Consider the following 13844-nt stretch of genomic DNA (forward strand, 5'->3'; position numbering starts at 1 on the left):
TTGGTTTTTTTAAAGGGAATTGGCCGTTCCTTCTCGAATTACAATTCATTATGATAAAAATGTGAGGACTGATAAACATGATAAGTTATCCAACTTTAAAAAAAGACGCAGTGATTGGCGTGACGGCTCCATCTTCCGGAGTGCCGGCCGAGCTTCATGATATGTTCAGGCTGGCTATTGACCGGATGAGTTCTCGGGGATTCCGCGTAGTGACGGGGGAAACGGCATGGACACAGGATAAAGCGAAGTCTGCTCCCGCACGGAACAGGGCAGAAGAGTTCAATGTAATGATGAGAAACGACAAAATTGATATCATCATACCCCCATGGGGCGGTGAACTCCTGATCGAAGCCCTGCAGGATATCGACTTTTCTTCCGTGAAAAATAAATGGCTTCTGGGGTACTCCGATACCAGCGCGCTGTTGCTGGCCATCACACTGAAAAAGGGGATTGCCACAGCTCATGGAACCAATTTTGTTGATTTGAGGGGAGAGTATTGGGACGACACGACCGCCAAGTGGCAGGAAGTCTTATCCACTGAACCCGGTGACACCGTTATCCAGCATTCATCCCCTCAATACCAGAAAGAGTGGACCCATGAAAATCCATCTCCGTGTGTTTTTCATCTAACCGAAGATACACAATGGAAAACAGTTGGGGAAACCCCGGTAAAAGTCGAAGGTCGCCTGCTTGGAGGATGCATCGATATTTTGCGGCACCTTGTCGGAACAGAATTTGGTGATGTGAAGGCCTTCTGCGAAAAACATCTCGAGGGAGAGCCTGTGCTATGGTACTTGGAAAACTGTGAGATGAAAGCGACCGAATTGCGCCGGTCACTGGTTCAAATGAAGTATGCAGGCTGGTTTGACAACTGCTCGGGTATCCTGTTCGGCCGCAGTCCTGCCAATCATCCTGTCGGCAACTACACGGTTGAAGATGTCTATAAGGAAATGGCAGCTGAACTGGGGGTCCCGGTTGTGTATGATATCGATTGCGGCCACATGCCTCCGCAGGTTACCTTCATCAATGGCGCTTACGCTGTGATAGAAGCGGCGGATGGAAAAGGAACGGTTGAGCAGCGGCTGGTATGATGGGGCGCTATGCAGCTATATTTGGGCTGATTTTAATGATGAACGCAGCCCTATTCTTTGTTTTGGCAATGTTCACCTCAGGCCTATCAGGCGATAATGAGGTGCTCACCAGCCTGGCCCTCCTGCTGGTACTGCTTGCTTCCTTTATCATCACACAACTTTTTTACATCATTGATTTTTTGAAAAGAAACCAGGATTTTTAAAGTGACCTGTGAATCCTACTACTAGAAACTAACCAAGGTACATGAGCAAAAAGAGGTGACAAACGATCAACCAGCGAATACTCATTAACAACACTTACCTTGAAGTACGGTACGAAGGGGGCGACGGTCCCCTCGTCGTAATACTCACAGGGATGGGCTGCTCTTTTGAAGAGTGGCATGACATTATAGAAACCCTGCGGCCGGCGAATAGATTCCTGACTTTTCACAGACAGGGACTGGGACAGAGTGATATTGGTGAAGGGGTGTACAGTACGGAATCGGCGGTTCGGGACTTAAATGAACTTCTCACATATTTTCAAATTGAAGAACCGATTTATTTAGTGGGCCATTCTTATGGAGGACTGTGTGCCCAGCATTTTGCCAAAGTGTATCCAGAGCGGTTAGCGGGTGTGATATTAGTGGACTCGACATCCGTAAATCTAAAGGAATTGGATGAGCTGGATACCCCGGTCATGAATGAAGAGTCCGATGAAGCCTGGATTGAAAAGTGCTTGGATTTTGCAGATAAAGACAAGGAAGAATTACGGGAAATCATCAAGCCTGTCCTGTCTGAACCTCACCTTCAATTCCCGAAGGTTGTTCAAGAGAGGTTACTAGACTTTCAAATTACCCCGACCCTTTATAAAGCGATGGCTTCTGAAATCCAGCAATGGAAAAATGATGCCGAGGTGATAAAGGAGTTAGGGGGATTTCCAGATGTTCCGTTAATGGTCATTGGCAGGGATTCAGAGTTTACCATAAACGCAGAGATGGATTCCGGGATACCCTTAGAGGAATTAAGAAGATTTGAGGAAAAATGGAGAGAGCTTATTAGTAATCAAGGCAGCCTGTCTCCAAAGAGTGAAGTGATTTTTGCGGATAACTCCGGACATTCTGTCTATCTTGACCGGCCGGATCTCTTAGTTGAGTGTATACATAGAATGATTTCCTATGGAAATCCAAGTAAATAAACCTTCAATACATGGAGGGATAAAATGTTCGTAAAAGTATATCAATATCACATCCAACCTGAAAAAGAAGACGAATATCTCAAAATCCAAGAAAGAGCCTCAGAAATCTACAGCCGCTATGTGGACGCTGAAACATTTTATTTTCAAAGCAGCGGCGATAAATCGAAATGGATGGAGATCACGAAATATAAAAGCGAAGCGGAGTATCAGAGAAGTATTGGTCTCATTAATGAAGAGGAAGAGATACAAGAACTTTTTGAAGAGTTGCAAGCTCTTCTAGTCAGCGGGAAAGAGGAAATCACGGAAGAAAATTTTATTGAAAGAATATTTTAATAGAATTTGGCTGTACCTGAGGCTGCCAACTCTGTTGAAAGTGAAAAGGTGAGGAAGATGATGGCGGATAAGTCAAGTAAAATCATTATGACAGGTATTTTGATATGTTTAATAATAATAGCCTTTAAACCAGTTCCATCCTTTCAATCTAACATGCCGGCGTCGCTGGATGTGTCGAATGGGGAAGCTGTCGTACAACTGGGGGAAAATAGAATTGCCGTTGTTGACACCAATATAAACTCTGGCATGCGTGGAGAGGTTTTCGCGCTTGAGTTCAATGAGGATGAGGAAACCTTTGACCTGATAGGAAGATACAACTACGTTGACTTCTTCCATAACCCCAAAAATTATGAACAGTAGCAGTACAAGGCTTGGTTCTTAATGGACTGGGCCTATTTATATTAAAAGCAGTGAGTTTTACATGTAATCGAAGCAGAGATACCTGGGCAAAATTAACTTTTCTTAATTTTATGATAACATTGGTGATGGAAGGGGGACGTAATTTTGAATCCAAAGTGGCTGGAATGGGCTCAGAGAATTCAATCGCTGTCGCAGGCCGGCTTGGCATTCTCGAAAAATGCCTATGATCTGGAGCGGTATGAAGAATTGAGGAGCCTCAGTATAGAAATTATGTCAGAGTATACAAATGTTGAAAAAGAAAAGATCAAAGACTTGTTTTTACATGAAAAGGGCTATCAGACTCCCAAGGCAGATGTAAGGGGAGCGGTGTTTGAGGATAATAAAATCCTTCTCGTTAAAGAAAAAATTAATAACAAGTGGTCCTTGCCGGGAGGGTTTTGCGATGTAGGATTGTCTCCCGCAGAAAATGTCATCAAGGAAATCAAGGAGGAGTCGGGTTACGAGGTTACATATAAGAAACTGCTTGCTCTGCTGGATTACCATAAGCACCCTCATCCGCCTCAGCCTTTCCACTATTATAAAATTTTCATTCAATGCGACATCATCGGGGGCAACCCGGTAAGCGGCCTCGAAACGAGTGATGTCGGATTTTTTGAAGAAAATCACCTGCCTGAATTATCACAAGGGCGCAACACAGAATCCCAGATCCGCCTTCTATTTGAATTCCTGAGAAATCCGGAAAAGGAAACGGTGTGCGACTAATAAAGGGTGTTCGACAAAAACCGGGGCGTGACTGTCACGCTCCGAATACAAAGGAGAAGAAAACGATGTTGGATATGTTTCGATACAATTGGCAGGTAAGGCAGGACTGGTTTGAGTGGTGCAGAGAACTGCCGCAAGAGGAGCTGGCGAAAGAGCGGACCGGCGGAATGGGCAGCATTCTCGCTACACTCTTTCACGTTGCAAATGGTGAACAGATTTGGGTTAACTCGATGCAGGGAACACCGGTCATTATCAAAGAAGGGGTAACCTCACTGGAGGAAGCTATTGAGTTTACAGAATCGACCAAGCCAATAACAGAGCAGTTCCTTCAATCTTGGGACGATGAACTTGCCATGAAGACACTGACCAAGAAGCGCAGAGATGGCAGCGAGATTAACTTCACCTATGAAAAAATCATCAAGCATCTGATTGCACATGAGATTCATCATATCGGCCAGCTATCGATATGGTCCCGGGAACTCGGCCGCAAACCGGTATCGAGCGACTTGATCTTCAGGGACTATTAGTCTCTTAAAGGGAAGTTGTACCGGTAAGAGGGCAGATAGACATTTGGCCTTGGAGTAAATAAATAGAGGGAATAATTCCCCTTATTAGATAAGTAGCAGGGAAAAACAGCATAAATAGAGGGAAAATGTCCCCTTATTTGACTAAAAATACTAGTAAGAGGTTCTTTTTTTTGAATAAGGGGAAAAACTCCCTCTATTCACTAACAAAATGAGTTGAAATCTGCAAATAAGGGGAAAAACTCCCCTTATTTTTCCCGCTAGTTCCTCAATCAAGAACATGACTCTTAATTTCGCCTGTTTCTAAAGTGTGCCGCACAAAGATCAATCGACATATCTCGGGGCGTGACTGTCACCACCCGAAACGAAAGGAGAACACAAACGTGAAGCGTTACTTTATTGAAAACGGCACGATGCCCATACATATTACAGAATGGGGCAGCGAGAACGATTCGGTTATTTTCTGCCTGCATGGCCTTGGAAGCACGAGTCTCAGTTTCATAGATGCAGCCGAGGAACTGAAGGATGGATACCGGATCATTTCCGTGGATGCACCCGGTCACGGCAAGACACCGCCTTTTGCCTATCGGGAAGATTACGAGATGCCGAGGATGGCTGAGTGGATCAATGATATTATCAATCTGCTTAATATCGAGCAATTCTATTTTCTATCCCATTCCTGGGGAAGCTTCGTCCATCTTTTTTACCTGAGAAACTACAGCCATAGAGTCAAAGGATCGATTCTCATAGACGGAGGCTACCAGAGTAAGAGGCATTCGGGCAAATCAGCCCAAGAAGAAATGGACTATTATAGAGAAGATTTCGAACAGACGTGGGCCAATTGGGAGGAATTCCGGGACCTTGTTAAGAGTGAAACACAGACGTGGACACCCCACAAGGAGCTGGCAGCCGAGGACCTTTCATTGAAAAAGGACAACCGCTATTACTGGCATGCGCGGGGAACGACTGGAGCGAATATCATCAGAGCGATGCACAAAGATGATGTGGAAGACATTTTTGACAGCATGCCGCCGGGTATCCTCCTCCTAAGGGCAACTCTTCCGGAAATGATGGAAGAGGACCGCAAATTAAAGGCAGAGCGATTTCAGGACAAAACAGGCGCTGAGGTAATCTCGGTTTCCGGAGCCAGCCACCTTCTTCATTGGGATAAGCCGGAAGTTGTGATAGAAGAAGTGAAAAAACGGTGGCCGACAGAAAAATAAAGATCGTCGTTCACTGCTGGACGCTGAAAATAAGCGAATGCACTTCCCTCAAATCAATAGTTTTACTGAAACTTAAAGACATCCTGCCTCGTCTACACATTAGAAACAGAGGGGGGAACAAGAATGAAGCGATTCGCACTTATATTGATATTTTCTATGATTTATTTGCTGGCAGGCTGCTCTGCGGAAGAGGCAAATGGCGCAAAGAAAGAGGACGGTTCCCAGCAGTCGACGGAAGCAGCCAAGATGAAGAGCGCCGATATGGGTGCTCAGAAAGCAGCTCCCGTCGAGTTCTCGGAAAATGGCCAGACCTTCCGTATTCTTTCTCTTTATGATGAAGTTCTCGAGTACACGGAGACTGTCTTGGAGGATTCTTCCCTAGTGAAAAAAGAGGTCTACACGGATAAGGTCGTTATACCGCTCCAACAAAAACTTTCAGAAGTAGATGCCAATCTTTACACGGATTATTATACGTTTTTATCACCCAACACTAACATAGAAAAGCTGCAGGCATCCGCTGCCGAAATGAAGGAGCAGCAAGAAAAAATCAATGAATTGGTTAAGGAAGCGGCAGGGGCTGCAACGGAACTTTTGTCAGGAACAGATAAAACAATCATTGTAATGCCGGCAGATCCGACGAATGTTTTTGTGGTGGAAAAGATGGAGGGGGTCACAGGCGGAGCCCTAAGTGAAAACCTGATCCTGCTTCAAATTGATCCTTCCTTCAATGAAGATATTCTTAAATACACCGTGGCTCAGACGTATTACTATGCAACGCAAATGGAGTACGGAACTCACTTCAGTGAGAATCTTTTACAAACATTTGTGGTGGATGGTAAGGGAGATGCCTTCGCCTCAATGGTCTATCCCGGCTTATCCCCAGCGTGGACGGAACCTTTATCAGACAGGATGAAAGATAAAGTGTTCGAAGAGTTAAAAGAGAGTGAAAATGAATTTACGGATGGGCTGTATACGGAATTTAACGGATTTGCCAAAAGAGGTATCCCGTTATGGACCAACTTCAAGCTCGGTCTTGAAATCACACAGAGTTACTTAAAGAATCATCAAGATATGTCCATCGAGGAATGGACACAGCTGCCGCCGGGAGACATCATTGCAGGCAGTGATTTTGCGGAGAAATATAAGGATCTGCAGAGCATTACAGATTAGTGTTTCAGGAGTTGGAGGTGGCAGCATGATCTTTATCATAATTATCCTAATCATATTCCTATATGACTTTACGAAAATGGTAAAACAGAATGATACGCTCATTGAGCAGAATAAGGAAATCATCTCTCGATTGGATGATATCAAGAACAAGTAACCGTTCTTAAACAACCGTTTGATTAAAGAAATTGAGAGGGGGGTTCTTTAATGTCGATTCAATCAGAAAGGCTGATATTCCGTCCCTATACAGATAAGGATTTCGATTTTCTGGTCACGTTATTGTCTGACCCTGAAATGATGAGGTTCATCGGGAACGGAAGTACAAGGGACGACCAGGGGAGCAAGGAATTTCTCGCCTGGATTTATCGTACATATGAAGCAGGAGAGAGTCTGGGCTTACAGGTTTTAGTACGGAAAGAAGACGGAGTGCCAATTGGTCAAGCCGGGCTGGTTCCGCAGAAGATTGAAGGAGAGAACGAGCTTGAAATCGGCTACTGGATCGCCAGGAAGTACTGGGGAAATGGCTATGCCACAGAAGCCGCAGCGGCTCTTCTCGAACACGGCCGCAGCACCCTTGGAATTCAGCGCTTCATCTCACTGATTCAGCCTGACAATACAGCTTCTGCGCAAGTTGCGCAGAAAATCGGCATGCTTGTGGAAAAAGAGATTGTGCTTGGTGGAAAAGATGTGAATGTTTTCTCAACAACTTGAAACAGGAAGGCCGCCAATCATACTTAAAGGCTTTCGTTTTCGCATGCTTTATTGTTCGCAACTGACCTATGGATTGGCATGGGTCAGTTTCTTATAAAGGCCTTTAAAGCTAATACCAGTTCTATAACCAGTTCCTCAGCCTAGTTATGCCATTTTGCGAACGTTCTGTTGAAAGAAAGCAAGCCCGAACACTAAAAGGGGGGAGAATATGGGTTGGTTAATCATTGTTGCTGTTGCATATCTTCCAATTATCGTGAGTATTCGCAGACGATTAGATAATTTAGAAAAAGAAGTGAAACGGTTAAAAGGAGAAAAAGATTACTGAACATTGCAGTTCCTGAAAGTTCAACAATTGAGCAGGGTAACACCGGAATGAGACTTGAAGGAGGAGGTACTTGTGGAATTAATTTTTATAAGACACGGACAAGGTGAACACACCTTGAATTCACCAGACAGTTTACAAATTCAAGACCCTGCCTTAACTAAAGAGGGGGTATTTCAAGCCCAATCGCTTCAATCTCAAATCAATTTGAATGAAAGAGATATAGTAGTTATAAGTCCTGTCAGAAGAACTTTAGAGACAGCAAGTATTTTAACTAAAGACATAAATTGCAGAAGAATTGTAAGCCCTCTAGTATCGCCAAGAATGTTTCCACAAAATCCAGAGTGGAAAACCCTTCCTTGCGATAGGATGCTAAATCCGAAATTGATAAGAGAGCAATTTCCACGCTTTACTATCCAAGAAGGACTTTCAGAAGAGCTTTGGACTTCTGGAATAAATACAATGCCTGAACAAGAATTTAATCTATTAGCAGAAACTTTCCTTAAGTGGTGCAAAAGCCAAGGTGTTGAACATATTTATGTGGTTTCGCACGATGGAACAATTAATTCGTACAGGCAAATCATGAGGGGAGAAAAACTGACCAGAAAAGATTTCCTGAAGGATGCTGGATGGATTAAACAAACTTGTTAGTTTCAGCTAAAGGAGACGTTTGCTCAATAAAGGTTAATTGAAAAAGGAATCTTATTTACTTAAAAAAATGGAGGTTTTAAAATTTGAGGTTATCCCTTTTAGGCATTTCTGTATCCTTATTTGGAATAGCGCTGATTCTAACATCTAGTGGTGGTGCCGCAGGATTTGGACTTCTTGTTTCATTTGCCGGTTTATTGGTGTCTCTTGTGTCTTGTCTCATGCAACTTGGTAAAAGTACAGTTGACAATATATCTAAAGAGATAAAGTAAGAAGACACCTCTTTGTTCAAGAAACAGGGGTTTGGGTTTAAGTGGAAGATCGGTCAAAACCGCCCCGAATCTTAGAGAAGGAAAAAGACTCGTCAGCTGACGAGTCTTTTTAGCTTCATTCCATTACTCAATAATTCGTTTCCAATAATATTTCCCTATCCTTACTGTAAATAACAATTTTATAAGGGTCATCCTTAACAGCTTCCTTCGCATCCTCTGATTGAATGAACTCATTAACCGTTTCCTCGGTTCTTTCAGCCAGCTCTTTTGCATCGCTGTCAGAAGCGGGTACTTGGAGAGTGACGAAGACTGTCATTGGTGATGGGTGGTTGGAGTATCCAATTCCCTTCACTTTGTATTCTTTTCTCGCCATCATGCCTTCGCTGATAGTTGAGATGATGGGCTGCCATCTGCCTTCCTGTTCCCGTTTTTTTATGTCGATCTTATGGAAGTTGACGGGAACTTCGCCGAGCTGCTGTTCATTGGCGATTTCTTGGATGATTTGTTCAATTTCTGCTGTTCGAGTTTCAGTCTTTGAGATCTCAATCTCCGCCGTCAGCCTTTTTCCTTTAAAGGATGTGTAGGAAGATAGAATAGTATCCTCATATTCCTTCAGTTTTTCTCCCATAGCTTGCATGAGCCTGTCAGACTTCCTGGCAAACTCTGAATCGCTTTCAGTATCGATTTCATGTCCTCTGTTTAATGGCATTGAAATCTTTACCTTGAAGGCATCATACCCTCTAGAAGCAAGGATCTCTTCGACCTGTTCTTTAATGTCGTCCTTTACACTTTCGTAGTATTCTTGGGAACCGATAACAGTCACGTAAAATTCTTTCTTAGGCGAGTAACTCATACCGATTCCGTCCACGTCATACTCCTCACTCAGCTTTTCGCTGACCACTTCATGAATCGGCTTGGATTCGAAAACCTGGTTCAAAAACGGAAGCTTTGAAGCGAACTCGGCCATTGTTGGTGAAACAAAGGCTGAAGCGATAAATAGGCAGAAGAGAACAGCTGCCGCTCCGGTGGTAAGTCCAGCTTTTTTTGCGGTGCTCCACCTTTTCCTGCGTCCTCGGTGGATGGCCGAACTGATAGCGGCATCGAGCTTTTTCTCGGGAATCTTAATTTGATTTACTTCCTTTTTGAAAGAGTCACTCATCACAAACACTCCTCTCTAAGGTCAACCCTCAGTTTATTGATTGCTCTATGCAGGTTGGTTTTCACGGTCCCTTCAGGACAATCCAGCATGTGCGCAATTTCTTTGATCTGCAGGCCTTTATAATAGCGAAGGATGATGACCGTTTTATATTTTTCCTCCAGGCGGTCCAAGGCATCTACCAAATCAAGGCTTTCTGCGATAGGCACCTTTTCATTGGTTTCATAACGTTCAATTTCCTCAAACGGGATGATGTTTTTATTTTTCTTGATGTAATCTAGTGCGGTATTGATGAGGATCTTGGTTAACCAGGTGGTGAAATAATCAGGTTCCTTTAATTTTTTTATCGAGATATAAGCTTTATAAATCGTTTCATGAACAATATCGATGGCATCATTTTCGTTTTTTACATAGAGATAAGCCATTCGGTAGAGCTTGTTCTTTTCTTCTTCTACAAGTTCCTGGAACGCTTTATCATTGCCTCTTTTGGCCTTTTTGACTTTTGAAAGCTGCGGCATTTCAGGGCTCCCCCTTTCTTTACAACCGTTAGACATCGATTCTATGTAAAACGTTTCAAAGAATTTTTTTAAGTAAAAAAGGCAAAACGGGTTAAAAGCTCGAATAGTAGTTTTATCTCTTATTTTACATGGAGAAGTGTCTTTTGGGCGGATTCTATCGTTATGGTTATTTTTCAAAATTTGGAGTCAGGATCGGTCTTTTTAGCATAGTAATTACAGAGAAAAAGGAGCAGCAAATATGAACACGAATACCTTACCTAAAATAAACCTTAGAGAATTAACAAAAGAAGACGCGGAGGACCGCTACCAGTGGTGTCTTGACGTGGATGTCATCCGTCATTTGAACATGCCCAACAAGTATCCGCCGTTTACCAGGGAGGAAACCCGGCAGTGGATCGATATGTGCATCAGCCGCAGCAACGGCTATGAACAAATGGCGATTGAGACCGGGGACGGGGTTCATATTGGGTGGATTGATTTAAAAAACATCGATAAGCTCAATAAGCATGGAGAACTGGGAATTGCGATCGGTGATAAAAACTATTGGGGAAAAGGATATGGACTGGCTGCGATGAGAGCCATGCTAGAGTATGGTTTCACCAGGCTGGGGCTCAACAAAATCTGGCTGCGTGTGGAAGTCGATAATGAAAAGGCCATAAAGTCCTACAGGAGAATGGGCTTTGTGGAGGAAGGCATCCTTAGGGAGGACCGCCTTAGGAGTGATGGGTATGTGGACAGGCTCAGGTTGAGTATCCTGAAGTCGGAGTTCCAAGCATAACAGATTCTAATGCCTGGTCATTAGAATTCGGTCATTACCTCTCTTTCCGGTAACAGTTAGAATAGTAGGAGAGGGGAGATTTCGATGAATCTTACATTTAGAGAAGCCGGGGAACGTGACGTGGATACGATCGTGAAAATGCTGTCTGATGACATTCTCGGCAGCAAGAGGGAGCGTTATGAACATCCGCTTCCGGACAGTTACATACAAGCATTCAAAGCAATTGACAAGGATCCCAATAATGAATTGATCGTGGCGTGCCTTGAGGGGGAAGTCATTGGTGTCCTGCAAATTACTTTTACACCATATCTGACTCACCAGGGGAGCTGGCGGGCAACGATTGAAGGAGTAAGAACTTCATCGGGGGTCCGCGGTCTGGGAGCAGGGACGGAAATGATGGAGTGGGCAATTCAAAGGGCAAAAGACCGAGACTGCCACCTGATTCAGCTGACCACAGACAAGCAGCGCCCAGAAGCACTCCGCTTCTATGAAAAAATAGGATTTGAAGCAACGCATGAAGGGATGAAATTGAAGCTTATATAAAGGGGAAAAGAGAATGATACATATTTTAAAAGCAGAGCCGGAGCATGTGGAGGGAATCGTAAAGGTCATTTCAGATGCGAACCGCGCAACTTATAAGGATATCTATAGTGAAGAATACATTGAGCGGGTGATCAAACAATATTACACCCCTGAGAGGATTCTGGAGGAAGTCAGTGGTTCAAGCAGAAATTGGGGCGGCTACTTCGTGGCAGTAGATAATGGGACTGTAGTGGGTGCTGGCGGCGGCGGAATGACCGGTGACACGACAGGAGAGATTTATGTTCTGTATATGGATCCCGTCAGGCGGGGTGAAGGCATTGGCTCTCAGCTGTTAGAAGCTATAACGAGTCAGCAGAAGGAAGAATTCCATGCTGAGGAACAATGGGTTTCCGTACAGCAGGGAAACACGAAAGGAATCCCTTTCTATGAAGCAAAAGGCTTCACTTTTAAGCATGAGGAGCCCGGACATGGGAATGAAGAAGCAGAAAACTATATTTCCTTGAGGTTCAGCCGGAAGATTTAAAGGGGTGGGAAGCTAGATGGAATTGTTAAAGAAGACCCATCGGGCATTTGGTGTTTATGGCATTTGTTCTGAAGATAATAAGTTATTGGTCATCAATAAAAGCAGAGGTCCCTATATCTATCGGTTTGATCTTCCAGGTGGAAGCCTTGAAGAGTCGGAAGGGCTGGCTGAAGCGATGAAGCGCGAGTTTACTGAAGAGACAGGTTTTACGGCTGAAATTAAGGAGCAGGTAGGCGTGCAGGATTTTATTTTCCCTATCGAATGGAAGGATTTTACCCATATTCATCATATTGCGGTTTTCTATTTAGTGGAGAGGACCGGAGGAGAATTGGCAGAGCCCGAGCAGTTTGACGGGCAGGATTCATCAGGAGCGGAATGGATCTCAATGGAAGAGGCGACGCCTGACAATTCCTCGCCGTTAGTCTTAAAAGCTTTGGAATGGCTGCGGAACAGAGAATTATACTTGGAAACACATCGCTTTGAAAATTGGGTAATTAGAGACTCTAAGTCAGAATGAAAAAGCAAGCTCAGGAAAGCCTGAGCTTGCTTTTTCTATTCCCCTTCAGCCCACCCGCCTGACATAAGCAGGAGTCGTTGGACCTGTTGGAGTAGTGCTCCCTGAAGGTAAGTATTCGCCGACTATATATGGCCCGGCAGGAAGTTGGTAATAGGGGTATTTTTGTTTGATTTTATCGATATCCAGGAACTTCTGTAAAAAGTAGTACTTATAGATATGAGGAGGGATATATGGCGGGAAATAGGGCGGGTAGAAAAACACTCTCATGCGCCTCGCTCCATTCTTTTTTACCAGTATATTTCAATGCTTTGAAAAAGCATGGACGGTTGCCCCTACTCAGTGAATAGCCTTTCTGCCCTTTAGACAAAATAAAGGAAAAAGGAGTGGACCACATGAGACATTTAAAAGCTTTTCTAGTAAAATTTACGGCCTGTTTTGCCCTTCTTGCAATCATTCTAGGTGGAATATACGGTGTTACTCTTGGCGAGGTATTTTTAATATCAGTAGTACTTGGTGCCATTGGCTATGCAGCGGGAGATTTATTCTTGCTGCCGAGGTCGAATAATACGACCGCTTCACTTGCAGACTTTGGTCTCGCGTTTGTAGTGATTTGGGCAATGCTGGCCAACGTAACACCGGTTGAAAATGTACTGCTTCCGTCCCTGATTGCCGCTGCAGGGGTAGCAGTTTTTGAGTTTTTTTACCACAAGTATTTGTACCGCACTGTCCCGGGGAAACGCGGAGAGACTGTTGAACAGGTTCAAGAAAATCTTCAATTTCAGACAGAGACTTCTGAAGAACTGACACCAGCCAGGCCGGATGTCCGAAATGATGAAGGAGATAAGTGAGCCGAGCACTCACTGAAAAACACTTCATAACAAATAATGGAAACTGTAAAACGGCGTTTGAAAAAACAAAATACTGGGAACATATCTTTCAAAGCAGCAGCACTTTTTTTAAAAAAGAGTGCAGAGCTTGAGATTTTAGAAGCAATCCGACTGTCAGATAGAGTGCACGTTGTAAAATGGCTTAGGCCGCACTAAAGAACAGAAAGGGTGAAAAGTCATGAAGGAAAGAAACCCGGTCAGCAGCACAGAGGTACCGCAAAACCGCGATGAGCTATTCGGGCTTGATAAACAGGAAAGCCTGCAATCGACTAACTTTGCCACTAACGAAAATTCCTACTTGAATGAGAACTATCAGGACGAAATCGAGGAATAAG

Annotated in this window: 20 protein-coding genes; 18 read left to right on the plus strand and 2 right to left on the minus strand. The window is 43.9% G+C overall.

What is annotated here, in order from left to right; all coding sequences use genetic code 11:
• Positions 1-77: 77 nt before the first annotated feature.
• The 12 genes from FZC79_RS17750 to FZC79_RS17805 all read left to right on the plus strand — a co-directional run bounded on the left by FZC79_RS17750 (position 78) and on the right by FZC79_RS17805 (position 8318).
• The gene (locus tag FZC79_RS17750) at positions 78-1091 is read left to right on the plus strand and encodes a S66 family peptidase (protein WP_148948091.1); all 1014 of its coding nucleotides are present in this window, start codon (positions 78-80) and stop codon (positions 1089-1091) included.
• Complete coding sequence (locus FZC79_RS17755; RefSeq protein ID WP_187442859.1) at positions 1088-1294, plus strand: hypothetical protein; 207 nt, start codon at positions 1088-1090, stop codon at positions 1292-1294. The genes FZC79_RS17750 and FZC79_RS17755 overlap by 4 nt, the downstream gene beginning before the upstream one ends.
• Before the next feature lie 140 nt (positions 1295-1434).
• Entirely contained in the window at positions 1435-2265 is an 831-nt protein-coding gene (locus FZC79_RS17760; RefSeq protein WP_286365381.1) for an alpha/beta fold hydrolase, read from the plus strand.
• Positions 2266-2289: 24 nt separating this feature from the next.
• Positions 2290-2598, plus strand: a complete 309-nt coding sequence (locus tag FZC79_RS17765) for a hypothetical protein (RefSeq protein ID WP_148948094.1) — start codon at positions 2290-2292, stop codon at positions 2596-2598.
• Positions 2599-2658: 60 nt separating this feature from the next.
• Entirely contained in the window at positions 2659-2958 is a 300-nt protein-coding gene (locus FZC79_RS17770; protein ID WP_148948095.1) for a hypothetical protein, read from the plus strand.
• A gap of 144 nt (positions 2959-3102) precedes the next feature.
• Positions 3103-3720: an NUDIX hydrolase gene (locus FZC79_RS17775; RefSeq protein ID WP_148948096.1), complete on the plus strand. Its 618-nt coding sequence runs from the start codon at positions 3103-3105 to the stop codon at positions 3718-3720.
• 65 nt (positions 3721-3785) lie between these two features.
• Positions 3786-4247: a DinB family protein gene (locus FZC79_RS17780; RefSeq protein ID WP_148948097.1), complete on the plus strand. Its 462-nt coding sequence runs from the start codon at positions 3786-3788 to the stop codon at positions 4245-4247.
• A 380-nt stretch (positions 4248-4627) separates the two neighbouring features.
• Positions 4628-5467: an alpha/beta fold hydrolase gene (locus FZC79_RS17785; RefSeq protein WP_148948098.1), complete on the plus strand. Its 840-nt coding sequence runs from the start codon at positions 4628-4630 to the stop codon at positions 5465-5467.
• Between the two features lie 123 nt (positions 5468-5590).
• Positions 5591-6637, plus strand: coding sequence for a DUF2268 domain-containing protein (locus tag FZC79_RS17790; RefSeq protein WP_148948099.1), 1047 nt, complete (start codon positions 5591-5593; stop codon positions 6635-6637).
• 25 nt (positions 6638-6662) lie between these two features.
• Positions 6663-6791 carry a hypothetical protein gene (locus tag FZC79_RS23900; RefSeq protein ID WP_286365380.1) on the plus strand — a complete coding sequence of 43 codons (129 nt, stop codon included), beginning with the start codon at positions 6663-6665 and terminating at the stop codon, positions 6789-6791.
• 50 nt (positions 6792-6841) lie between these two features.
• Positions 6842-7345, plus strand: coding sequence for a GNAT family N-acetyltransferase (locus FZC79_RS17795; RefSeq protein WP_148948100.1), 504 nt, complete (start codon positions 6842-6844; stop codon positions 7343-7345).
• Between the two features lie 397 nt (positions 7346-7742).
• A complete protein-coding gene (locus tag FZC79_RS17805; protein ID WP_148948101.1) occupies positions 7743-8318 on the plus strand; it encodes a phosphoglycerate mutase family protein in 576 nt (191 codons plus the stop codon).
• Between the two features lie 396 nt (positions 8319-8714).
• Here the strand turns inward: FZC79_RS17805 and FZC79_RS17810 are convergent, their stop codons facing one another.
• Positions 8715-9746: a DUF4030 domain-containing protein gene (locus tag FZC79_RS17810; RefSeq protein WP_148948102.1), complete on the minus strand. Its 1032-nt coding sequence runs from the start codon at positions 9744-9746 to the stop codon at positions 8715-8717.
• A complete protein-coding gene (locus FZC79_RS17815; RefSeq protein WP_148948103.1) occupies positions 9746-10261 on the minus strand; it encodes a sigma-70 family RNA polymerase sigma factor in 516 nt (171 codons plus the stop codon). Before FZC79_RS17815 ends, FZC79_RS17810 begins: the two co-directional genes overlap by 1 nt.
• Positions 10262-10499: 238 nt before the next feature.
• On the opposite strand from FZC79_RS17815, the gene FZC79_RS17820 reads away from it, so the two are divergent.
• The 6 genes from FZC79_RS17820 to FZC79_RS23315 all read left to right on the plus strand — a co-directional run bounded on the left by FZC79_RS17820 (position 10500) and on the right by FZC79_RS23315 (position 13843).
• Positions 10500-11039, plus strand: coding sequence for a GNAT family N-acetyltransferase (locus tag FZC79_RS17820; protein ID WP_148948104.1), 540 nt, complete (start codon positions 10500-10502; stop codon positions 11037-11039).
• 84 nt (positions 11040-11123) lie between these two features.
• Entirely contained in the window at positions 11124-11582 is a 459-nt protein-coding gene (locus FZC79_RS17825; RefSeq protein WP_148948105.1) for a GNAT family N-acetyltransferase, read from the plus strand.
• A 13-nt stretch (positions 11583-11595) separates the two neighbouring features.
• Positions 11596-12105, plus strand: coding sequence for a GNAT family N-acetyltransferase (locus FZC79_RS17830; RefSeq protein ID WP_148948106.1), 510 nt, complete (start codon positions 11596-11598; stop codon positions 12103-12105).
• 16 nt (positions 12106-12121) lie between these two features.
• Entirely contained in the window at positions 12122-12622 is a 501-nt protein-coding gene (locus FZC79_RS17835) for an NUDIX hydrolase (protein WP_148948107.1), read from the plus strand.
• Positions 12623-13014: 392 nt separating this feature from the next.
• Positions 13015-13470: a YndM family protein gene (locus FZC79_RS17845; RefSeq protein WP_148948109.1), complete on the plus strand. Its 456-nt coding sequence runs from the start codon at positions 13015-13017 to the stop codon at positions 13468-13470.
• Positions 13471-13687: 217 nt separating this feature from the next.
• The gene (locus FZC79_RS23315) at positions 13688-13843 is read left to right on the plus strand and encodes a hypothetical protein (RefSeq protein WP_187442860.1); all 156 of its coding nucleotides are present in this window, start codon (positions 13688-13690) and stop codon (positions 13841-13843) included.
• The last annotated feature ends 1 nt before the right edge of the window (position 13844 follow it).

Source organism: Rossellomorea vietnamensis, assembly GCF_008180615.1.
Lineage (GTDB): Bacteria > Bacillota > Bacilli > Bacillales > Bacillaceae_B > Rossellomorea > Rossellomorea vietnamensis_D.